The sequence below is a fragment of the Pseudonocardia sp. P1 genome (assembly GCF_000178675.2).
Lineage (GTDB): Bacteria > Actinomycetota > Actinomycetes > Mycobacteriales > Pseudonocardiaceae > Pseudonocardia.
The window spans coordinates 542913-563648 of sequence record NZ_ADUJ02000001.1 but is presented as its reverse complement, the minus strand read 5'-3'; the positions used below and the strand labels follow the sequence as shown (position 1 = coordinate 563648).

General features: G+C 72.6%; 24 protein-coding genes and 1 pseudogene. 17 read left to right on the top strand and 8 right to left on the bottom strand.

The window, feature by feature from the left end; translation table 11 throughout:
* Window positions 1-132 precede the first annotated feature (132 nt).
* From PP1_RS02175 to PP1_RS02165, 3 genes are all read left to right on the top strand, one after another.
* Complete coding sequence (locus tag PP1_RS02175) at window positions 133-786, top strand: (2Fe-2S) ferredoxin domain-containing protein (RefSeq protein ID WP_010232180.1); 654 nt, start codon at window positions 133-135, stop codon at window positions 784-786.
* 82 nt (window positions 787-868) lie between these two features.
* Window positions 869-1474 (top strand): dihydrofolate reductase family protein, encoded by a 606-nt coding sequence (locus PP1_RS02170; RefSeq protein ID WP_010232182.1) that lies wholly within the window; start codon window positions 869-871, stop codon window positions 1472-1474.
* An 83-nt stretch (window positions 1475-1557) separates the two neighbouring features.
* Window positions 1558-1935: a hypothetical protein gene (locus PP1_RS02165; protein WP_075314223.1), complete on the top strand. Its 378-nt coding sequence runs from the start codon at window positions 1558-1560 to the stop codon at window positions 1933-1935.
* Here PP1_RS02165 and PP1_RS02160 read toward each other — a convergent pair.
* Entirely contained in the window at window positions 1877-2851 is a 975-nt protein-coding gene (locus PP1_RS02160; protein ID WP_010232187.1) for a GlxA family transcriptional regulator, read from the bottom strand. The two genes, PP1_RS02165 and PP1_RS02160, sit on opposite strands and share 59 nt — an antisense overlap.
* 274 nt (window positions 2852-3125) lie before the next feature.
* On the opposite strand from PP1_RS02160, the gene PP1_RS02155 reads away from it, so the two are divergent.
* The 5 genes and pseudogenes from PP1_RS02155 (at window position 3126) to PP1_RS02140 (ending at window position 4783) form a co-directional block, all read left to right on the top strand.
* Entirely contained in the window at window positions 3126-3425 is a 300-nt protein-coding gene (locus PP1_RS02155) for a GNAT family N-acetyltransferase (RefSeq protein ID WP_033199799.1), read from the top strand.
* Window positions 3328-3588, top strand: a pseudogene (locus PP1_RS31530) (alpha/beta fold hydrolase); the annotation flags it as partial. The gene PP1_RS02155 and the pseudogene PP1_RS31530, both read left to right, overlap by 98 nt.
* 138 nt (window positions 3589-3726) lie before the next feature.
* The gene (locus tag PP1_RS02150) at window positions 3727-4119 is read left to right on the top strand and encodes a GNAT family N-acetyltransferase (protein WP_010232190.1); all 393 of its coding nucleotides are present in this window, start codon (window positions 3727-3729) and stop codon (window positions 4117-4119) included.
* The gene (locus PP1_RS02145) at window positions 4116-4307 is read left to right on the top strand and encodes a DUF2252 family protein (protein ID WP_010232191.1); all 192 of its coding nucleotides are present in this window, start codon (window positions 4116-4118) and stop codon (window positions 4305-4307) included. Before PP1_RS02150 ends, PP1_RS02145 begins: the two co-directional genes overlap by 4 nt.
* The gene (locus PP1_RS02140) at window positions 4301-4783 is read left to right on the top strand and encodes a carboxymuconolactone decarboxylase family protein (RefSeq protein ID WP_010232192.1); all 483 of its coding nucleotides are present in this window, start codon (window positions 4301-4303) and stop codon (window positions 4781-4783) included. Before PP1_RS02145 ends, PP1_RS02140 begins: the two co-directional genes overlap by 7 nt.
* A gap of 24 nt (window positions 4784-4807) precedes the next feature.
* Here PP1_RS02140 and PP1_RS02135 read toward each other — a convergent pair whose 3' ends face one another.
* Entirely contained in the window at window positions 4808-5827 is a 1020-nt protein-coding gene (locus PP1_RS02135) for a hypothetical protein (RefSeq protein ID WP_010232194.1), read from the bottom strand.
* On the bottom strand, window positions 5824-7269 hold the full coding sequence (locus PP1_RS02130) for a hypothetical protein (RefSeq protein ID WP_010232195.1): 1446 nt from the start codon (window positions 7267-7269) through the stop codon (window positions 5824-5826). Before PP1_RS02130 ends, PP1_RS02135 begins: the two co-directional genes overlap by 4 nt.
* A gap of 224 nt (window positions 7270-7493) precedes the next feature.
* On the opposite strand from PP1_RS02130, the gene PP1_RS02125 reads away from it, so the two are divergent.
* Entirely contained in the window at window positions 7494-8465 is a 972-nt protein-coding gene (locus PP1_RS02125; RefSeq protein WP_010232196.1) for a TetR/AcrR family transcriptional regulator, read from the top strand.
* Here PP1_RS02125 and PP1_RS02120 read toward each other — a convergent pair.
* Window positions 8462-9034 carry a pyridoxamine 5'-phosphate oxidase family protein gene (locus tag PP1_RS02120; protein ID WP_010232197.1) on the bottom strand — a complete coding sequence of 191 codons (573 nt, stop codon included), beginning with the start codon at window positions 9032-9034 and terminating at the stop codon, window positions 8462-8464. The genes PP1_RS02125 and PP1_RS02120 overlap by 4 nt on opposite strands.
* The gene (locus PP1_RS02115) at window positions 9031-9831 is read right to left on the bottom strand and encodes an MBL fold metallo-hydrolase (protein ID WP_010232199.1); all 801 of its coding nucleotides are present in this window, start codon (window positions 9829-9831) and stop codon (window positions 9031-9033) included. The genes PP1_RS02120 and PP1_RS02115 overlap by 4 nt, the downstream gene beginning before the upstream one ends.
* Before the next feature lie 99 nt (window positions 9832-9930).
* Here PP1_RS02115 and PP1_RS02110 point away from each other — a divergent pair, with 99 nt between their 5' ends.
* Window positions 9931-10533 carry a TetR/AcrR family transcriptional regulator gene (locus PP1_RS02110; protein ID WP_010232202.1) on the top strand — a complete coding sequence of 201 codons (603 nt, stop codon included), beginning with the start codon at window positions 9931-9933 and terminating at the stop codon, window positions 10531-10533.
* Window positions 10534-10628: 95 nt separating this feature from the next.
* On the opposite strand, the gene PP1_RS02105 is transcribed toward PP1_RS02110, so the two are convergent.
* The gene (locus tag PP1_RS02105) at window positions 10629-11564 is read right to left on the bottom strand and encodes a slipin family protein (RefSeq protein ID WP_033199792.1); all 936 of its coding nucleotides are present in this window, start codon (window positions 11562-11564) and stop codon (window positions 10629-10631) included.
* 217 nt (window positions 11565-11781) lie between these two features.
* On the opposite strand from PP1_RS02105, the gene PP1_RS02100 reads away from it, so the two are divergent.
* The 3 genes from PP1_RS02100 (at window position 11782) to PP1_RS02090 (ending at window position 14680) form a co-directional block, all read left to right on the top strand.
* Window positions 11782-12402: a M23 family metallopeptidase gene (locus PP1_RS02100; protein ID WP_010232207.1), complete on the top strand. Its 621-nt coding sequence runs from the start codon at window positions 11782-11784 to the stop codon at window positions 12400-12402.
* Window positions 12403-12830: 428 nt separating this feature from the next.
* A complete protein-coding gene (locus PP1_RS02095; protein ID WP_249265982.1) occupies window positions 12831-13670 on the top strand; it encodes a CPBP family intramembrane glutamic endopeptidase in 840 nt (279 codons plus the stop codon).
* Between the two features lie 5 nt (window positions 13671-13675).
* On the top strand, window positions 13676-14680 hold the full coding sequence (locus PP1_RS02090) for a YdcF family protein (RefSeq protein WP_010232212.1): 1005 nt from the start codon (window positions 13676-13678) through the stop codon (window positions 14678-14680).
* 153 nt (window positions 14681-14833) lie between these two features.
* Here PP1_RS02090 and PP1_RS02085 read toward each other — a convergent pair whose 3' ends face one another.
* Together PP1_RS02085 and aztA are read right to left on the bottom strand one after the other, a co-directional pair.
* Window positions 14834-15655, bottom strand: a complete 822-nt coding sequence (locus tag PP1_RS02085) for a methyltransferase domain-containing protein (RefSeq protein WP_010232213.1) — start codon at window positions 15653-15655, stop codon at window positions 14834-14836.
* Entirely contained in the window at window positions 15652-16266 is a 615-nt protein-coding gene (gene aztA / locus PP1_RS02080) for a zinc ABC transporter ATP-binding protein AztA (protein WP_010232214.1), read from the bottom strand. The genes PP1_RS02085 and aztA overlap by 4 nt, the downstream gene beginning before the upstream one ends.
* Before the next feature lie 75 nt (window positions 16267-16341).
* On the opposite strand from aztA, the gene aztB reads away from it, so the two are divergent.
* From aztB to aztD, 4 genes are all read left to right on the top strand, one after another.
* A complete protein-coding gene (gene aztB, locus PP1_RS02075) occupies window positions 16342-17214 on the top strand; it encodes a zinc ABC transporter permease AztB (protein WP_010232215.1) in 873 nt (290 codons plus the stop codon).
* Entirely contained in the window at window positions 17214-18473 is a 1260-nt protein-coding gene (locus PP1_RS02070; RefSeq protein WP_212592107.1) for a hypothetical protein, read from the top strand. Before aztB ends, PP1_RS02070 begins: the two co-directional genes overlap by 1 nt.
* The gene (aztC, locus tag PP1_RS02065) at window positions 18470-19384 is read left to right on the top strand and encodes a zinc ABC transporter substrate-binding protein AztC (protein ID WP_010232217.1); all 915 of its coding nucleotides are present in this window, start codon (window positions 18470-18472) and stop codon (window positions 19382-19384) included. Before PP1_RS02070 ends, aztC begins: the two co-directional genes overlap by 4 nt.
* 104 nt (window positions 19385-19488) lie before the next feature.
* Window positions 19489-20658, top strand: coding sequence for a zinc metallochaperone AztD (gene aztD / locus PP1_RS02060; RefSeq protein WP_010232218.1), 1170 nt, complete (start codon window positions 19489-19491; stop codon window positions 20656-20658).
* Window positions 20659-20736 lie beyond the last annotated feature (78 nt).

The window sequence follows — 20736 nt, the reverse complement described above, 5'->3', positions numbered from 1 at the left end:
CGGAACCGACGCGCGGGCACGTCGTCACTGTCCGGATCGCACCGCCGGCGCGGAGCCGGTCGATACATGAGAGCCTGTTCAGATGTCATCCACGGCTCTCCTCCGGCGAACCCGGCACGGCCGAGGCCGCCGGTGACCGGACGTGCGCTGGTGCTGGTCGCCCGGCCCACGCCGGCCGGAGTGGATCGCCGGTCGATGGAAGGGCTCGCCCGCGCGGTCGCCCGGCAGGTCCCGGACGCGGTCCACATCGCCTACCTCGACCAGCAGGACCCGACGGTTCCGGCCGTCCTCGACGAGCTCGCCCGCGACGGCGTCGGATCGGTGCTGGTGATCCCGCTCGCCGTCCCCGCCGACCGCTACCTGGTCACCTGGATCGGTCGTGCCGTGGCGCACCACCTCCGCGCCACCGCGACGTCCGGACCCGAGGTCCGCATCGCGCCCGGACTCACCGGCCTCGTCGCCTCCACCGTCGCCCGGCTGGCCGGCGCCGAGGGCGAGCCGGTGACCGCATCGGCGAACGCGTTCGTGAGCCCGGCGTTCTCCGAGCTCGACGTCCCGCACCGGCACCTGTTCGTCTGCCGCGGCCCACGCTGCCTCGTCCACGGCGCGGGGGAGACCCACCGCGCACTGTCCGCGGCGGCGAAGGGCACCACCACACAGGTCACGCCCTGTGGCTGTCTCGGCCCGTGCAACCTCGGCCCCCTGGTCGTCGACGGCGCGACGTGGCACCGGGCGGTGAGCCCGCTCGACGCCGACGAGCTCGTCAGCGGGCGCTGCGCCCCGTGAACGACGGCCGGGCGCCCCGGACACGATGAGTCCGTGGCCCCGGGCCGGTCCACCCTCGTGACACCGAGGAAGGGACCCCGCCATGTCAGAGCTTCTCGTCGACTTCATCACCTCGCTCGACGGCTACGCATCAGGGGAGGGGTGGCCCGGGTTCTGGGGCCTCGAGAGTCCGGAGTATCTCGCCTGGCTCGGCGAGCAGCCCGAGGTCACCTACCTGATGGGAGCGAACACCTACCGCCTGATGTCGGGTTTCGCCGGCGGCGAGGTCCCGGGCGGCCAGGACGAGTTCAGAGCCGAGGAACAGGCGTCGGTCGACGAGCTCACGCAGGCGGCCAAGGTGGTGTTCTCCGCCTCGCTCGAGGCGCCACCGGCCTGGGCGAACTCCACACTCGTCCGCGACGACGCCGTCGAGACGGTCCGCGCCATGAAGGAGAACGGCTCGGGGCTCCTCAGCACGATCGGCAGCCTCAGCCTGTGCCGGTCCCTGCTCCGTGCCGGGCTCGTCGACCGCTTCCGGGTCGTGATGTTCCCGGTGATCACCGGGGCGACGGGCGAAGAACGGATCTACGACGGCTATCCGGACCTCGCCCTGACGATGATCGAGCACCGGACCTTCGACGGTGGCATCCAGCTGGTCGAGTACGCGCCACGCGTCCTCGAGCACCCGCCGCTCGGCGCCCCTGCGTGACCTCCGCGGTCGTGGCCGGATCTGTGCGGTGGTTGTCGCTCCGGCCACTGTGGGGCGCCGTCGCGGCCGACCACCGTGGAGACATGTCGAACCCCGAGTGCCGAGCCCGTCCCGTCGCCGCCGAGTCCGGGACGATCCTGGCGGGAGTGCTCCTGGCCGCGGTCACGCTCGCGCCGTCGGCGGTAACCGTCGTCCTCGCGCTCGCGGCGCTGATGTTCGTCGCGACGCTGGTCCTCGTGCCGCTGCTCGGCGACGGCGGCGCCGGTGGCCCCGACCCGGTCCGGGCCGCGCTGCGCGCGGCGGTCCTCACCCTCGTCGTGTTCGGGGTTCCGGTCTCGGCCGCATCCGTGCTCGGTCCGTCGTCGGTCGTCCTGGTCGGTGCCGCGATCGCGGCGGGGACGATCACGGTCCTCGGAAGGTGGACCGGTAGGAGCGGGGGGAGACCCCGACCGCGTCGGTGAAGTGTCGTCGCAGGCCTGCTCCGGACCCGAACCCGCAACGGCCGGCGATCTGCTCGACCGGCAGGTCCGTGGTCTCGAGCAGCTCGCGCGCGACCGCGACGCGCTGGCGCAGCATCCACTCCAGCGGGCTCATCCCGATCTCGTCACGGAAGCGCCGGCTGAGGGTCCGGACGCTCACGCCGGCCCGCTCCGCGAGGTCGGCGAGCGTCACCGGCCGGGCGAGATCGGCGAGCAGGTGCTCGCGCAGCTCGGTGACGGCCGGCGCACGGTCCGTCCCGGGGGCCGCCCGGGGGATGTACTGGGTCTGGCCGCCGCGCCGGAACGGAGGCACGATCGTCCGCCGGGCCACCTCGTTCGCCACCGCCGAGCCGAGATCGCGGCGGACGAGATGCAGGCACATGTCGATCCCGCACGCGTCGCCGCCGGAGGTGAGGACGCGCCCGTTGTCGGTGAACAGCGCGTCGGGGTCGAGCACGACGTCGGGGAACCGCCGCCGGAAGTGGTCGAAGGCCATCCAGTGCGTGGTCGCGCGCTGCCGGTCCAGCAGCCCGGCCTCGGCCAGCACGAACGCGGCGGTGCAGATCGACGCGATCCGGGTCGACGACGGCAGGCCGGTGAGTGCCTCGCGCAGACCGCCGTCGAGCACGCCGGGTTCCTCGTCGGCGGCGTAGGAGGCCGGCACGACGACCGTTCCCGCGGTCTCCAGGATCTCGATCCCGTGGTCGACACCGACGGCGAAGTCCGCGTCGGTGGCGATCCGGCCCGGTCGCAGCGCGCAGGTGCGGACCCGGTAGCCGAACGTGCCGTCCGCCAGGCGGGCCCGGCCGAAGATCTGGTGGATCAGCCCGAGCTCCATGGACAGCACCCCGGGCCGTACGAGCACGACGACGTCGTGGGCCGCGCCGGTGGTCGACATGTGCCGACCGTAGCGACCCCGCCGCCGTGCTGAGCAGCATCCCGGGGCCGGGCACGGTCATGGGGCTCCCGGTCTCTCCACCGTCGGGCAGGTGCCGGGACGCCGACGGCGCGTTCCGGTCGGTGACCGATTGCACGACCGATCCGCGGTGCCCCGCGGAGTCCTACCGTCGTTCCCGCGGTCGACGTGGCCGGCGGGTCCGGTGCACCCGGGCGTCCCGACCGGCTCCGTCGACCTGCCCGACGACGCACCCCGAACACCCGGAGCAGGCCTGATGATCACCGTGTCCGACCACCGTGCCGCGAACCGGTTCGAGGCCCACGAGGGGGAGACGCTCGCGGGGTTCGCCGCATACACCCGCACCGCCGAGCTCGTCGCCTTCCTCCACACCGAGGTCGACCCGGCGTTCGAGGGCCGCGGGGTGGGCTCCGCGCTGGCCCGCCACGCGATCGAGGCGGTGCGGGCCGAGGGCCTGCGTGTCCTCGCGGTGTGCCCCTTCGTCTCCGGCTGGCTGGCCCGCCACCCCGAGTACGCCGACCTGGAGTACCGCTCCACCAGCCGGGTCACGGACTGACCGCACCGACCGTGGTCCTCGGGGCGGTCGCTGCCCTGTCCGGCTGCGGCTGCTGTGGGGCCGCCACGACCGGATCCTGCCGCCGGAGCACGGCGTCCGGCTGCACGAGCGGATCCCGCACTCGACCCTGCACCGGTTCGACGACGCCGGGCACCTGCTGCAGGAGGACCGTCCCGCCGAGCTGACCGCGCACCTGCTCGCCCGCCGCCCCCGCACGCGTGACGCCCGTTCGCCCGACAGGAGATCCCACGTGACGCCCCCCATGCCCCCGCACACCCCGCCCGGGGGTCGTGACCGGCCCGTGAGTGCGGAGACGACCGACCGGACCGGCGCGGCCGTGACGATCGCGCTGCGGGACCCGAGCCCGGTCGGCTCGTTCGTCATCACCCTCGGCGACGGGCCGGAGGTCGGCCGGGCGGACTTCCTCGACCCGCCCGGGGCGCAGCGGGAACGGATCTTCTTCCACACCGAGGTCGACGCCGACCACGGCAGCCGTGGCCTGGCCGGTCTCGTGGTCCGGGAGGCGCTCGCGGACAGCATCCGCCGCGACCTCATCGTGGTGCCGGTGTGCCCGCTGTTCGCCCGACACCTGCGGTCCCACGGCGAGGAGTTCACCGCCGACGGCGGCCGGTTCCGCCGCCCCACCCGGGACGACGTCGACCTCGTCACGCGCACGGTCCGGGACACGCCATGAGCTCCGCGCCGGCCGTCGCCGGGCTCGACCCGCAGGCGAGCGCCGGCTACCTGGGCCGCGGCACCGCCTTCGCCGAGGGGATCCTCGGCTACGCCCGCGCCTACGCTGCCCAGAACGAGGCCGACCATCGTGACCTCCGCACCGCGATCGCGGCCGGTGACGTGCGGGCCGCGGAACGCGGATGGTGAGCGCAGGCCCGTTCCTCGACCGGGCGGTGCCCGAGGCGTGGCGGGCAGCGCAGGGCCTCGCCACGACGGTCCGGGACGCCGCGTCGGCCCGGGGGTTGTCGGCGCCGGAGTCCGAGCTGGTCAAGGTCCGTGTGTCGCAGCTCAACCGGTGCGCGTACTGCCTGGACCTGCACTCCCGCGAGGCGCGCCGGGCCGGCGTCGCCCAGCAGAAGCTGGACCTGCTGCCTGCCTGGCGGGAGGTCGCGCTGTTCGACGAGCGGGAGCGGGCCGTGCTCGCGGTGGCCGAGGCTGCGACCACCCTGCCCGTCACCGACGAGGCCGACGCCGATCTGCTCGGCGCGCGGTCGGCGCTCGGGGACGACGCGTTCGTCGCGGCCGCGTGGGTGGCGGCCACGATCAACGCGTTCAACCGGATCTCGATACTCAGCCGGCACCCGGTCCGGCTCCGTGACGACGACGGGACGGTCACCCGATGACGAACCTCGCCGCAGCGCATGCGCTCACCGGTCGGAACGTGCGGTCACCGACCCCCGCTGCCGGAGATGTCCGGCGAGACGGGTCAGCAGGTACACCTCCGCCGCGATCGTCAGCGCACCGACGAGCGCGGAGGTCGGCGAGCCGGGCATCATGAACGCGGTGTGGGACACGAGGATCCCGCCGAACAGCCAGATCCGGTGGCGGTCACCCCAGTTCGCTCCCGCCTGCCAGCGCAGCACCAGCAGCCCGAACGCCACGGCGGTCAGCGGCGCGATGATCAACCGCTGGACGGGGGACATCAGGTCGCCGAGCAGCATGGTGGAGCCGAGTCCGAGCGGGAGGAGCGTGGTCAGGAACGCCATCGTCAGGTACCCGGACACGAACCCGACCACCCCCGGGCGTGGCGCGGTCCGGGCCGCTGGACGGCCTGCAGCGGTCCGCAGGCGAGGAAGGACCGTCAGCGCCACCAGCCCGAGCGCGACGATGAGCGCGACGAACAGCAGTGTGAAGCCCCACGGCGTCCGGTAGCCGGGGTCCTCGGTCGCCGAGATGAGATGGCGGAGCCCGAGCACACCCACGACGGCCAGGACGCCGGTGCCGGCCAGGCCCCGGTCGCCCAGGTAGGGCCGGGCCCGCTGTGCCGGGAACAGCAGGTCGGTGATCGCGATCGGCACCAGGACGCTGAGCACGACGTGGATGCCGATCTGCGACTCCCAGTACGTCCAGTTCACGCCGAGCGCCCGCAGACCCCAGTCGGCGGCGCCGTACATCCGGGGGCTCGTCAGGGCCTGCAGGCCCAGGCCGTCCTCCGCGATCTGGTAGGCCACACCCATCAGCACCAGGCTCGGCCAGCCGCCGCCGACCCGCACGACCGCCTCCCGGAGCACGAGGACGCCGGCGCCGTACATCACCATGAGCAGGGGCACGAGCAGCCAGGTGAACGGCACCGCGACCGCGGTGAACGTCAGCTCCGCGCACAGCGTGGTCAGCAGGGCGAGCACCCAGGGCGCCCTGTTCCGGCGGCGGTTCGTGGTCGGGTTCATCGGTTCGCCCCGTCCGCTCCGCGTTCGAGTCCGCGCTGCGGATCAGCTGTGTCGTGGGCGTGCAGGAGTTCGTCGAGCTTCGCGATCTGCGCCCGGGCCATGGCGACGGCCTGCTGTTCGACGATCGCCCGCTCGGCCGGGTCGTCGGGCATCGGTGGGGCGACGTCCGGGTGCAGCCGAGAGGCGTGCAACCAGGCGCCGATGTCGGGGTTCTCCGCCCAGCGCAGCTGTTCGTGGTTCGCGGACAGGGCGAACCTGAGCCAGTCCACCCCGGTCCTCGGGTAGGGGGTGACGGGACAGAGCTCGTTCCTCACGGCGTCATCGGGCCCGGTCGCCTCGACGTGCGCGACGAGGGCGGCGCTGAACACCGGCTGGCAGGCACGGACCGGCTGCAGGGTGATCAGCCGATCCCGGAAGATCGGCACGGCCGGGAGCTGCTTCACGGCATCGGCGGTGCAGTCCACGTGCAGGACGCCGGGACCGGTCGGGAGGGTCCCGCCGTCGAGCTCGACGCCGGTGTCGTCGATCCGCTTCACCCGGCCGAGGCGGACGACGTCCCGGATCCTGCGCAGCTGTTCCAGCTCGGCCCGGGAGACGGTGGCGCAGCGGAACGCCGTCGGGCGCTCGTGCGGGGAGATCCGCAGCAGGGCTCCCACCGCGTCGAGCCGGTCGAACAGGTCCGGTACGGACTCCGCGCCCATGACGGCGTCGTGCCTGGCGGCGTACTCCCGCGCGATGTCGTCGGGCCGGCGGAGGGGGATCGGCTGCACCGAGGCCCGGTCGATGAGCCACGGGGCCCGGGGCATGATCCACGTCAGGTCCGTGGGATCGACACCCTGTTCCAGCAGCCAGAGGCAGGCGTCGATCCCGGTCTTGCCCGCTCCCACGACGACGTACCGGTCGTAGCGCTCCCGCAGGGCGGGCAGGTCGTTCGGCGGTACGACGGGGACGCCGGTGGCGACCGGGAACTCCGGTGGTCGCATGGCGGGCACGCTCACGCCCTGATACGTGGTGTCCACGACCCTGCGTCGCACGGTGACCCGGTACTGCGTGCCCGAGGTCGTCAGGTGGAACCGTCCGGCGCCCCGGTACTCGGCCATGGGGAAGTAGGTGACCCGCCCGGACGGCAGGAACGTCTGCCGCATCACCTGGTCGAAGTAGCTGCAGATCTCGGCCGCGCCGGCCAGCTCGTACAGTCCGGCGTTCCCGCCCGTCCGGTCGATGCGGCCGTCGCCGAGCGGGCGGGAGTTCACGCCGTACATGGCGGAGGGCTGGTGCAGCCGCACGTAGGGGTAGGCGAGGGTCCAGTGCCCGCCCGGCTGGTGGTAGCGGTCCACCATGGTCACGGTCGCCTGTGTCTCGCTCAGCAGCGTGTCCACGAAGGCCATCGCCGTCGCGCCCGCGCCGATCACGAGGTAGTCGGTGTCGATGTCGGTCACCATCACGTCGTTCCTGTCTCTGCGGTGGTCGGTCCGGCCCGGGTCGGAGGGACCGAGCGGGGGTCCATGACGGCCTCGAAGGCTGCGTACGGTGTATTGATCTCTCACGTACAGTGGAGGAAGGCCGCACAGGCGTCGAGCATTTCGGCGCAATCAGCAGCGATACGTGCACTGGTCCGGTCGAAGCGAACTAGTGCACCTGGGCAGCGTGTCGAGGAGGTCGTGAGGTGGGAACGTCGTCGGACCCCCGACAGGAGCCGCTCTACCGGCGCATCGCAGGCGAGTTCGAGGCCAGGATCCGGTCCGGTGATCTGCGACCGGGGGACCGGCTGCCGTCCATCCGCCAGATCGCGGACCGCTGGGGGATCGCGATCGCGACCGCGACCAGGGTGCTCGCCACGTTGCGCGACGACGGGTGGGTCGAGGCGAGGGTCGGCTCGGGCACGGTGGTCGCGGCTGCCTCCGGCAGGCCGCGCTCCTCCGGCCGGGCGAAGGTGCCCGTCTCGCGCTCGACCCCACGTCCGGTGGGCGGCGCGAAGCGGGCGCTCAGCCGCGATCACCTGCTGGGGACCGCCGTCGCGATCGCCGACGTCGAAGGTGTCGAGGCCGTGTCCATGCGACGCGTCGCCGCCGAACTCGGCGTGGGGACCATGTCGCTCTACCGCCACGTCGCGAACAAGGACGACCTGGTGACCCAGATGGCGGACCTTGTCTTCGCGGAAGCGGAACTGCCCGACCCGGGGCCCGAGGGCTGGCGAGCCGGGCTGGAGCTCGTCGCGCGACGGCAGTGGGCGCTGTGCCGGCGGCACCTCTGGGTGCCGAAGGCGATCTCGTTCACCCGGCCCTCCCTCGCGCCGAACGTCATGGCACACACCGAATGGACCCTGCGGGCGCTCGACGGTCTCGGCCTGTCGCTATCGACGCGGATGCAGGAGGCGCTGGCCCTGCACTCGCTGGTGCTCAGTGCCGCACTGTCCACGGCGGACGAGGTCGAGGCCGAGCAGGAGACCGGCGTGACGCTGGCCGGATGGCTCCGGTCGCAGCGTGCGCGGACCGAGGACCTGTTCGCCGGTGGGCGGTTCCCGTTGCTGGCGCAGGTGCACGGGGACACCGCACCGGACCTCGACGAGCTGTTCGAGTACAGCCTCGCCCGGCACCTGGACGGATTCGCGGTCCTGGTGGGCGAGCCGGCCCCCTAGTCGGCCACGTCCGCGACACGCAGACCCGCACGCTCCAGGTCGTCGGCACCGAACCGCGGCGTGATGTGCTGGGGGCAGTTCCAGTCGTAGCCCTGGACGTCGATCACGACCAGGTGCTCCACGCGGCCCGGCGTCCGCCGCCCGTCGAGGCGCGCCGCCAGCTCGGGGTGCGCCGCACCGTCGAGGGCCGTGGCGGTGCCCAGCAGCTTGAGGCGGCGCCTGCGGGCGTAGTCCATGAAGAACAGTGCGATCCGTCCGTCGTGCGCGAGGTTGCCCGCGGTGACGTACTGGCGATTGCCCCGGACGTCGGCGAACGCGATCGTCGACTCGTCGAGGACGTGGACGAACCCGGGAGGTCCGCCGCGGTGCTGGATGTAGGGCCAGCCCGTCTCGCCCACGGTGGCCGCGTAGAACGAGTCGCGCTCCTCGACGAAGTTTCGCGCCGCGGCGTCCAGCGGGTCGGCCGTCCCCGGGCCCGCCGCGAGCGCGGAGTACGCCCGGTGGCTCCCGGCCCGCTTCTGCTGGTCCGTGACCGTCGGTGTGAACGCGATCTGCAGGAACCGCCTCATGAGTCCTCACCCGTTCCCGGAGCCAGGTCCAGCCATTCCCCGGCGGGCAGGACGCGAGCGCGACCTCCGGTGTGCCCGAGGAACTCACCGGCCGGATCGTCGACCTCGGTGTAGTCCGGGAGCGTGTCCGGCTGCTCGGGTTCGTAGTGCATCGGCACCGGGTGGCGAGCGCCGAGGATGCGCGCGGCTTCGGCGGCCTGTCGCGGATCCATCGCGGCGGGCAGCCGGCTCGGTGGCTGCCGCAGTGGCGCGTCGACCACCACGCCGTTGACGGGCAGGAACGCCGCGTCCAGCGGGGCGAACCGCCGGGTGACGTGCCACCAGTAGCCGTGGAACAGGGTGTCGCCGCCGTGGAACACCCGCCGGCCGTCGGCCTCGACCACCCAGCTCACCTGGGGATCGCCGAACCCGTCGACGGCCGGGACCGCGGTCGCGCGGAACGGTCCGACCGTGCGGGTGTCCCACACGTCCACGAGGTCGGTGACCGGCCGGTGCGCGGCGAGCTCACGCTCGGCCACCATCGTCAGCGCCGCGTCGTCCTCGTCGCCCCGGTCCGGCGGCGGCCGCAGCACCGGCGCCCCCGGCGCGAGCACGTCCGCGATCGCGGCGGCGTTGGTGTGGTCGCGGTGCAGGTGGGTGACCAGCGCGGCGTCCACCTCACCACCCGGCCTGGTCAGTCCCGTGCCCGCCGTCCAGCCGGTGAACATCGGTGAGAGGTCCTGCACGTAGTCGATCACCAGCCGCCGGTCACCGGACTCGATCTCCACCCCGGCCCAGCCCAGCCGTCGTACCCGCATCTCCGCTCCTCCGCCGTCCTCGCCATCGGGATGACCGCAAAATTAGCGTACGAGCGTTCTCTAAGTAAATAGCGAACGTCCGTGCGCTATGTTCGCCACATGTCACCGCGACGCTCGGCGGTCGAGGCGCAGGCCACGAAGGACCGGATCCTCGGGCGGGCCGCCGAGATCGCGTCCGTGGAAGGCCTGGACGGCATCACCATCGGCCGGCTCGCCGACGAGCTGGCGATGAGCAAGTCCGGGGTGCACAAGCACTTCGGCACCAAGGAGTCGCTGCAGGTCTCCACGCTGGACGCGGCGTTCGTCGACTTCTGGCACCGGGTGGTCGAGCCCGCACTGGCCGAGCCGCCCGGGCTGCAGCGGCTGCGGGCGGTGTGTGCCAACTCGGTGGGCTACCTGGAGAGGCCGCTGCTGCCCGGCGGATGCCTGATGACAGCGGCGCTCACCGAGTACGACGGCCGCCCCGGCCGCGTCCACGACGCGGTGGCCGGGGTGTGGTCGCGGTGGCGGGGGCAGCTGCGGGCGGATCTCGTCGTGGCGGTGGACGACGGCGAGCTGCCCGCCGGGTTCGACGTCGACCAGGCGCTGTTCGAGATCATCGGCGCCGGGCTGGCGCTCAACGCGGCGGTGCAGCTCCAGCACGACGGCGCGGCGGCGGGCCGGGCGCGTCGCGCTCTCGACCGGACCCTCGGGGGATCCTGACGCGCGTCGGCGGCCCGGAGGAGGGGCACCCGTCGCCCGGCCGCGTCCGACCGGCGACCGCGCGTCCTCGCCCGATCGACACCAGTCCGGCCCGGTCAGGGCAGGACGGCCTCGTCGGCCGGGTCGGCGGGGCCCGTGCGATCGGGTGGAGGCCCGGGGGTCCCCGTGGCCCCGTCGACGGATGGCTCGGAGCCGCTGTCCGATCCGGGGCCGTCGTCGACCGGCTCGGCGGCGGCCCCGGACCGGGTCGTGGCCGCGGACGGACCGGCCGCGTCGACCGGCGTCGCCCTCTCCAGGAACCGCAGCAGCTCCACCGGGAACGGCAGGATCACCGTCGAGTTCTTCTCCGCCGCGACCTCGACCACGGTCTGCAACAACCGCAACTGCAGCGCCGCAGGCTGGGCCGCCATCACCGTCGCCGCCTGCGCCAGCTCCCGCGAGGCCTGCAACTCGCCCTCGGCGGTGATCACCCGGGACCGGCGCTCCCGTTCGGCCTCGGCCTGACGTGACATCGAGCGCTTCATCGACTCCGGCAGCACCACGTCCTTGATCTCGACCCGGTCGATGTGCACACCCCACCCCAGCGCCGGGCTGTCGATCATCAACTCCAGCCCCTGATTGAGCCGCTCACGATTCGACAACAGGGCGTCCAGCTCGCTCTTGCCGATGATCGAACGCAACGACGCCTGAGCCACCTGAAGGATCGCCGAACCGTAGTCCTGGACATCGACCGCGACCCGACGCGGATCGACCACCCGGTAGTAGACCACCGCATCCACCCGAACCGTGACGTTGTCCGCGGTGATGCCGTCCTGACCCGGAACCGGCAACGTCACCACCTGCAGACTCACCTTCTGCAGGCGGTCGGCCACCGGGGCCAGGAACGTCAGTCCCGGACCCAGCAGGTGCGGCCGCACCCGACCGAAGCGGAACACCACACCACGCTCGAACTCCTGCACCACCCGGACACTGCTCACCACGCCCAGCAGGCACAGGACACCCACTGCGACGAGAACCCCACCCACGATCATCGGTCACCTCCGACCGGGAGACCTTCCAGCCGGGACAACGACGTCACCTTTGTCCCGAGGCCACCACGATCCGCCGAACCGGGCCCGGCTGTCGAGCACGCCCGTGGGTCGCCCGGTCCGTGGTTCCGATCTCCGGGCAGCCATGGGAACCTCGGCGTCGCACACTCTGATCGGGTACTCGGACCCGCATCGACCGGGGCAGCCAGGAGCAGGCGGCATGGACGCAATCGATCTGGAGTACCCGTTCGCCGGCCGGTGGCTCACCCGGAACAGCCCCGCCAGCGCGGTCCCCAGCCACGGGACCACCAGGTTCGCGTCGTCGTACGCGATCGACTTCGTGCCCGTCGACAGCACCGGGCGTTCGGCGCCGCTGACACTCGGATCGCTCGTACGGAGTGAGGACAGCCGCCGGTTCACCGGATTCGGCCGGCCCGTGACCGCACCGGTCGCGGGGACCGTCGTCGGCGTCGAGAACGACATGCCCGACCACGACTCCTACCGGGGCCTGCCATCCGTGGGGTACGCACTCACTCAGGCCCGGCGCCTTCGCGCAGGATGGCGCGCCCTGGCAGGCAACCACGTCCTGATCGACGCCGGCGGTGTGGTGGTGGCGCTGTGTCACCTCCGCCGGGGCAGCGTGGGAGTCGGCCTCGGCCAGGACGTGGCAGTGGGGGAGAGGCTCGGGGGCTGTGGCAACTCCGGTAACAGCACCGAGCCGCACGTCCATGTGCAGGCGGTCGACGACCCCGTCATCGGGCACGCCGTCGCCGTGCCCGTCACGTTCCGCGGTGAGCTACCGCGCAACGGCAGGATCGTCGACGTGGACGCGCACGGTTGAGCCCTCCGGTCATGGCCGGGAGTCGGGAGTGGGCCTGCCGGCGGCCTTCCTCACAGTGGCGCGGTCTCACCGATCCTCATATGTCAATGTTTCATTGACGCCAGCGGATCGTCAACGAAACGAAGACCCCAAAACCCGGACACGACGGGGGCGGGCGCGGGCGAGCCCAGCCCCGGAACACCGGTGGACGCCGAGGACTGCCACCGGACCTGCGCGTCCGGGAAGGCGACGTGGCGGCCGAGATGTCACATCGCAGCCGCAGGTCGGACGGAGGGTGGTGGTGCCTCGGCCGTCGTGGTCTCGGCCGTGTGGTCGCCACCGCTCGATCGGGTGCGCCGGTGCCGACCGGGCAACATGCGCCGGTACTTTCGCCGACGACCGGGCCGGTCCACGATGGACGGTCCGCGTGAACCGGGGGAGACGCGGGCATGAGCAGTACCGCAGCACGCGGCCGGCGGGTGGTCGGGGCGATCGTCGTCGCGGTGGCAGTCATCGCGCTCGGGCAGCTGCTCTGGCACGCAGTGCGCCCCGTGTACGGACTGGAGCGCGGGGGCATCGCCGAGTCGGCGGCCTTCGACCTGACCGCGTTCCCGGCGGCGCTGCTCGCGCTGCTCGTGTGGCTGCGGCTCGCCGAACGGCGGCCGCTGACCGACTTACGGCTGCACCCGGTGCCGCGGCCGGTCCGGTCGGTGCTCATCGGTGCGGCACTGGCGGTCGCCCTGCTCCTCCTCACCAACGTGATCATGAGCCTGGCCGGCTCGGTGGTGGGTGTCGGAGGTGGCGACGACGTTGCTGATCCTGCCGGGCCCGGTCCCGGGGCCGGACTCGCGTCGGGGCTGCTCGCGGTGACCGCGGTGCAGGCCTCGACCGAAGAGCTGGTGTACCGCGGCTATCTGATGAGCTCGTTGCTCCGTGACCTCGGGACATACCCTGCGGTCCTGCTCAGCTCGCTGGCGTTCGGTCTGAGCCATGCCTTCAACACGGGGGCGAGCGTGGGGTACGTGGCCGCGACCTTCGCGCTGGGGGTGCTGCTCGGGTTCATCGCGCTGGGCCCGGGCGGGCTGTGGATGTCGTGCGCCTTCCACACCGCATGGAATGCGGCGCAGTCGATCCCGTCGGCCGGGGAGCCGGGCAGCGAGCAGGACGGCTCCGGCGTCGGCGCCGGAGACCTGATCTGGGTGTTCGTCGCCGCCGTGCTCTGCTACGCGGTGGTGGCGGCGCTCCTGCTGCGGCGCAGCGCTCGTCGGGCCGCACCGACGGTGGCCTGACGCCCGTGTGGATCTTCTACGTCCTCGCGGCGCTGTTCGCCGTGGTCTTCGTGCTCGGCGTGGTCCGGGAGCGACGCCGCTTCCGCAACGCGGTGCTGCTCGGGCTCGCCCTGGCCTGCCTGACGCTCGCGGTGTTCGGTGAGATCTACCGGCTGCCGCCGGAGCTGTTCGACGTCGCCACGTTCCTGACGTTCGCACTGGGGTTCCTCGCGGTCGTCGTCCTGGCCGGTTTCCTCCTCACGAACGGCATCACGATGCTGCGGCGTGAGGGCCGCCGACCGGCGAACCTGATGTCGTTGCTCGCCGGGATCGCCTGCATCGTCGTACTGGCCCTCCCCGTCGCGACGCTGTACGACGGCGGTCACGTGCTCGGCGCGGTCACGATCGCCCTGCTGCTGCTGACCGTCTACGTGGCCTTCCTGTTCTGCAGCTTCCTGACCTACGCCGTGGTCTACGGCCGCCTCGCGGCGCGCCCTGGTGTGGACTTCGTCGTCGTGCTGGGGGCCGGGTTGATCCGGGGGAAGGTGACCCCGTTGCTCCGGAGCCGCCTGGACCGGGCCATCGCGCTCCGCAGGCGTGAAATGGGCATGGGTAACGACCCCGTGCTGGTCACCTCAGGGGGCCGCGGACCCGACGAGCCGCTCGCCGAGGCCGAGGCGATGGCGGGGTATCTGCTGGAGCAGGGGGTACCGGAGGACGCCGTGCTGCGCGAGGACCGTTCCCGTACGACCCTGGAGAACCTCACCTTCAGCGATCGCCTGATGGCCGGCCGGGTGCCCCGCTACCGCTGTGTCGTGGTGACCAACAACTTCCACGTCTTCCGCACCGCGCTGCTGGCCCGGCAGGCCGGCGTCGACGCCCAGGTGCTCGGTTCCCCGACCGCCCGCTACTACTGGCCCAGCGCGACGATCCGGGAGTTCGTGGCGATCCTGGCTGCACACCCGGTCCTCAACGGCGTGATCGCCGCGGGGCTGGTGGTGATCGGGGCCATGGTCGGTGCCGAGCGATGACGCCGTGAATCGTCCCGGCGTCCCCATCGCCCGCTGCACCGTCGAGCGGCTGATGCGCGCACACGGGCCGGGACCGGCGCGGCCGCCCCGGCACCCGGCTCCCACCGGCGTCGCCCGGTCGACGCGTCGGTGCCCGTCGGTTCGGGCGGTCGATCACCGCTCGGGTGCTCGGTCGAGGGTGCCGGTCGCGACCAGGCACGGAGCCTGCAGCGTGGTGATGCCCTCGGCGATGATCATGTCGTGGAACGACCGGCGGATCTCGTCGACGACGTCCTGCTCGACACCCCCCAGCACCGACCGGACCGGGCCACTGTGCAGGAAGTCCCAGCCCCGATCGGCGTCGATCGGGATGTCGAGCTCACTGCGCCGGATCCGCAGTCCGCCGAGACCGCGGGCGGTGAGCCAGGCGCGCAGAGCCTGCTCGGTCTGCAGACGCTCCGAGTTCGCCGCGAACTGCGGCGTCGGGACGTCGAGCAGGTCCGGGCGGTGTCGCCCGACCGCGGCGAAGAACGGCCCGAACACCGCCTCCAGGCTCCCGGTCGGCCAGCAGGTCATCGCGAACCGTCCACCGTCGCGGAGCAGTCCGACCAGATGATCGGTGCCGGCGTCCATGTCGGGCAGGAAGAACACCCCGAAGCCGCACAGGACGGCGTCGTAGTCGCCCTGCGGCCATCCGGCGACGTCGGCAGAGGCGAATTCGACGTTGCCCAGCCCGGCATCGGTGGCCCGGGCCCGGGCGGTGGCCAGCAGCCCCCCGGCGAGGTCGACACCGTGGACGCGCCCCGAGGGACCGACGGCGCGGGCGGCCGGCAGGGCCGACGAGCCACCACCGCAGCAGGCGTCGAGCACCCGCTCGCCGGGTCGCGGCGCAGCCGCCGCCACCAGGGTCGCGCCGTGCACGTCCCACAGCGCCGACGTCCAACCGGCGAACCGATCACTGCCCTCGTCGAAGTAGCTCGACACGTCGACGGTCACCGGAGACCTCCATCGCCCACGGTCAGACAGTGATCACTGCGCCGGGCCGTCGACGGGTCGTGGGTGATCCGCACGACCGTGACGCCGTCACGGCGTGCGTCGTCGAGTGCTCCTTCGATCAGCTCCTGCGCCGAGCCGTCGAGGCCCGTCTCGGCCTCGTCGAGCAGGAGCAGATCCGAGCGCTGCGCCAGCCCCTGCGCGAGCAGGGTCCGCTGTCGCTGCCCACCCGAGAGCGAACCGACCGGCTGATCGGCCAGTGACGTCAGCCCCAGCCGGTGCAGGCAGTCGGCGACGATCTCGCGGTCGGCGCCGGTGAGCCGCCGCCAGGGCCCGCGCCGGGCCCACCGTCCCATCTCGACGGTCGCCCGGACCGTCATCGGGAGAGTGTCGGAGACATCGCTGCGCTGGGTCACATAGGCCGGACGCGCACGCGAGGACCGCACCAGCGACCCGGACAGCACCGGGCGTACGCCCGCGATCGCGTCGAGCAGCGTGGACTTCCCACTGCCGTTGGCGCCCACGATCGCGGTGGTCGCACCGGCCGGGATCGTCGCACTCACCGCCGACAGGACGACGCGCCCGGGATAGCCGACGGCGACGTCGTCGAGCACGACCGCGGCTCGTCCGTCGCCAGAGTCACAAAACATCGATAACCGTTCTCATTACGCATACCGTACCGCCTCGTCATGGACTGGATACTGGAGCCGTTCGCGGTGGGTTTCGTACAACGGGCGTTCCTCGCCGGGGTGCTCGTGTCGGTCGTCTGCGCGATCGCCGGCACCTGGGTCGTGCTGCGCGGGATGGCATTCCTCGGCGACGCGATGTCGCACGGTCTGCTGCCGGGGGTGGCGCTGGCCTCGCTCGCAGGCGTCGACCTGGTCGTCGGAGCAGTGGCCAGCGCCATCGTCATGACGGCGGGGGTCACCGCGCTGGGCCGGTCGCGGCGGCTGTCCCAGGACACCGCGATCGGCCTGCTGTTCGTCTGGATGCTCGCCACCGGCGTGATCATCGTGTCGTCGTCGGCGTCGTTCGCGGTCGATCTCACCGGCTTCCTGTTCGGCGACGTGCTGGCGGTCGGGCCGCGCGAGCTCTGGCAACTCGTGATCGCAGCGCTGGTGACGCTCGTCGTCGGGGTGGGCGGTCACCGCGCCTTCGTCGCGCTCGCCTTCGACGTCCGCAAGGCACACACGCTCGGTCTGCGGCCGGGCCTGGCACACGGCCTGCTGCTGGTGCTGGTCACGATCGCGATCGTGTCGTCGTTCCGGGTGGTCGGAACGCTGCTGGTGTTCGCACTGCTCATCGCCCCGCCCGCGGCGGCGGTGCTCTGGGCCCGGCGCATCCCTGTCGTGGTCGTCTCGGCGGTGCTGCTCGGGGTGCTGGCCAACGCCATCGGGCTGCTCGTCTCCTGGCACGCCGGGACCGCGGCCGGTGCCACCGTCGCCGCCACCGCCGTCGCCCTGTTCGCCCTGTCCTCGCTCGCCGCGGCCGTCCGGTCCCGGCGACGCGCCACACCGACCGCGGCATCGCCCGCGGAGATTGTCGAGAACCGCACGCCCTGATGACCGAACGACGACCGCGCCACCTCCGTGGCGCCACCCACCGTCCCGTGCTCCTCGGGATCGCACTCCTCTCGGTCCTCGCGTCCGGATGCGCGGGCGCCCCACCACCACCGGCCGAGGAGGTTCCGCACGGCTACGTCGAAGGGGCGGAGGAGACCGCCGAGGCCCAGACCCGGCTGATCGTCGCCGACCCCGGTTCCGGAGCCGTCACCGTGCTCGACCTGCTCACCGAGCAGACCACCCCGGCAGGCACCGTTCCCGGCCCGCGCGCACTGCTCGGCGACGGCCGCTTCGGATACGTCACCGGGGCCGACGGCTCGACCCGGATCATCGACAGCGGCGCCTGGAAGGTCGATCACGGCGACCACGTGCACTACTACCGCACGGAGATCGCCGAGGTCGGAGCCCTACCGGCCCCGGAACCGGGCGCAGGTCCGGGTGCGGTGCCCGTCACCGCCGAGAGCGACGGCTCCACGACGGTCGTCTCCTCCGACACCGGACCGTCGACCGTCCTCGACCGGGCCGCGCTCGAGCGCGGTGAGATCACCGCCGGCCCGCCCGTGCCCGCCGGCACCGGAGCCGGTGTGCCGCTCGCCGGACACGTACTCGTGGCGACCTCGTCGCCCGGATCGCCGACCCCGGACCGGGTCGCGGTGCGCGACCGGACCGGAGCCGAGGTCGCGACGATCACCGAACCCTGTCCCGACCTCGACGGCCAGGCGGTGACCCGCCGAGGTGCGGTGTTCGGCTGCGCCGACGGCGCGCTGCTCGTCTCCGAGGACGACGGCGTCTTCAGCGGAACCCGGATCCCCTATCCGGAACCGTTCGACGACGACCAGCGGGCCCGCGCGTTCGCCTCCCGTCCCGGCAGCTCCACCCTGGCCGCACCGGCGGGCGAGCAGGGGGCGTGGTCGCTCGACCTCGGCCGCCGGACGTGGACCCGTGTCGCGACCGGACCGGCCGTCGCGGTCAACACCGTCGGCGAACGTGGCCCGCTGCTCGCCCTGGGGCGGGACGGAGTGTTGCGTGCCTTCGATCCCGCCGACGGCCGCCGCCAGGCACAGCGCCCGCTGCTGTCCGCAGCGGCGGCGACCGGTGGCGACGGGCAGGTGCGCATCGAGATCGACACCGGGCGCGCCTACATCAACGACCCGTCGGGCTCGACGGTCCACGAGATCGACCACGGCGACGGCCTGCGCGTGGCGCGCACCCTGCAGGTCCCCGGCCGGGCCGGCTTCATGATCGAGACCGGCCGATGAGCCGGGCGCGACTCCCGATCCTGCTCGCTCTCGTCGTCGCGCTGGTCGCGACCGGATGCGGGGGCGCGGCACCGCAGCGCGACGGGATCGTGGTCACCACCAACATCCTCGGCGACATCACCCGCAACGTGGTCGGCGACCAGGCCGAGATCACCGTGCTGATGAAACCCGACGCCGACCCGCACTCGTTCGGGATCTCCGCGCAGGACGCCGCGCGCATGGAGCAGGCCGGACTGATCATCCACAATGGACTCGGACTCGAGGAGGGCGTGAGCCGCAACGTGCACGCCGCGGCCGACGCGGGCACCCCCGAGCTCGCGGTGGGGGAGCGGGTCGACCCGATCCCGTACGTCTCCGGGGACAGCGACGGCCAGCTCGACCCGCACTTCTGGACCGACCCGCTACGGGTGCGCGACGCGACACGACAGATCGCCGCGGAGGTGATCACCCACGTCGACGGGATCGACGCCGCCGCCGTCGAGGCCAACACCGAGCGCTACGCCGAGCGGCTCACCACGCTGGACCGCGACATGACCGCAGCGTTCGCGCCGCTCCCACCCGAGCGACGCAAGCTCGTCACCAACCACCACGTGTTCGGCTACCTGGCCGGACGCTACGAGTTCGACATCGTCGGAGCCGTGCTGCCCAGCGGCACGACCCTGGCCTCACCCAGCGCCTCGGACCTCAGCGGACTGGCCGACACGATCCGTGCCGCCGGCGTCCCCACGATCTTCGCCGACTCCTCGCAACCCGACCGGCTCGCCCGCGTGCTCGCCGAGCAGGCCGGCGTGGACGTCGAGGTCGTCCCTCTGTTCTCCGAGTCGCTGAGCCGCCCCGGCTCCGGTGCCGAGACCTACCTCGACCTCATGCGCTCCAACACCACCGCCATCCGGGACGGCCTCCGGGGCTAGAGCGCACCGCATCCGAAGCACAGCACCGACAGCACCGACAGCACCGCATCGACGGTGCCGCCCTGATCGCACTGCACCGACCCACCAGGAAGAGGTTCATCCCCATGACGCCCCGCACCCGGCCACGCGCACGAACCGCCGTCGCGCTGTCCACGCTCACCGTGGCCGCGCTGGCCCTGTCCGCCTGCGGCTCCGGTGGATCGACCGCCGAACTGCCACCGGCCACCGTCGCCGAACCCCTCGCCCTGACCCACGACGGCGGGATCTACATCCTCGACGGCACCACCCTGGAACTGCGCAACCAGATCGAGCTGCCCGGGTTCAACCGCCTCAACGCCGTCGCCGACGACCGCCACGCGCTGGTCTCGACCACCACCGGATTCCGCGTGCTCGACATGGGCGCCGGCACCCTCACCGACGTCGAGTACCCCGCGCCCAAACCCGGCCACGTCGTCAACCACGACGGGCGTACCGTGCTGTTCGCCGACGGCACCGGACAGGTCACCAGCCTCGACACCACCGCCATCACCCAGGGGCCCGACGCCGCCGACACCTACGACTCGCCCGAGGCACACCACGGGGTGGCCGTCGAGTTGTCCGGCGGCGAGCTCGTCACCACCCTGGGCAACGAGGAGGAACGGCCCGGCATCGTCGTCCTCGACGCCGACCGCAACGAGATCGCCCGCAACGAGGACTGCCCCGGCGTCCACGGCGAGGCCACCGCCTCGGGCGAGGCCGTCGTCATCGGATGCGAGACCGGCGCACTCGTCTACCGCGACGGCGCGATCACCAAGATCGACAGCCCGACCCCCTACGGCCGCATCGGCAACCAGGCGGGCTCCGACGCCTCCCCGGTCACACTCGGCGACTACAAGCAGGACGAGGACGCCGAGCTGGAGCGCCCCACCCAGGTCTCCCTGATCGACACCCGGACCAACCAGCTCACACTGGTCGACCTCGGAACCAGCTACACCTTCCGCTCCCTGGCCCGCGGGCCACAGGGCGAGGCCCTGGTGCTGGGAACCGACGGCCGGATCCACCAGATCGATCCCGCAGCCGGCACCGTCACCCGCACGATCCCGGTGATCGAGGCGTGGGACGAGCCCCTGGAGTGGCAGCAGGAGCGTCCCGCGCTGTTCGTGCGCGGAGGCACCGCGTATGTCACCGAGCCCGCACAGCGCCGGCTGCACGCGATCGACCTGGCCACCGGACAGGTCGCGAACTCGGTGACCCTGCCCGCGGCGCCGAACGAGATCACCGGCGCCCACGCCTGAGCCGGACAACCGGGGCCCGGTCCCGACCGGGGTCCTGCCCCGCCGCCGTCCCCGGTGACACCTCCGTGTCACCGGGGG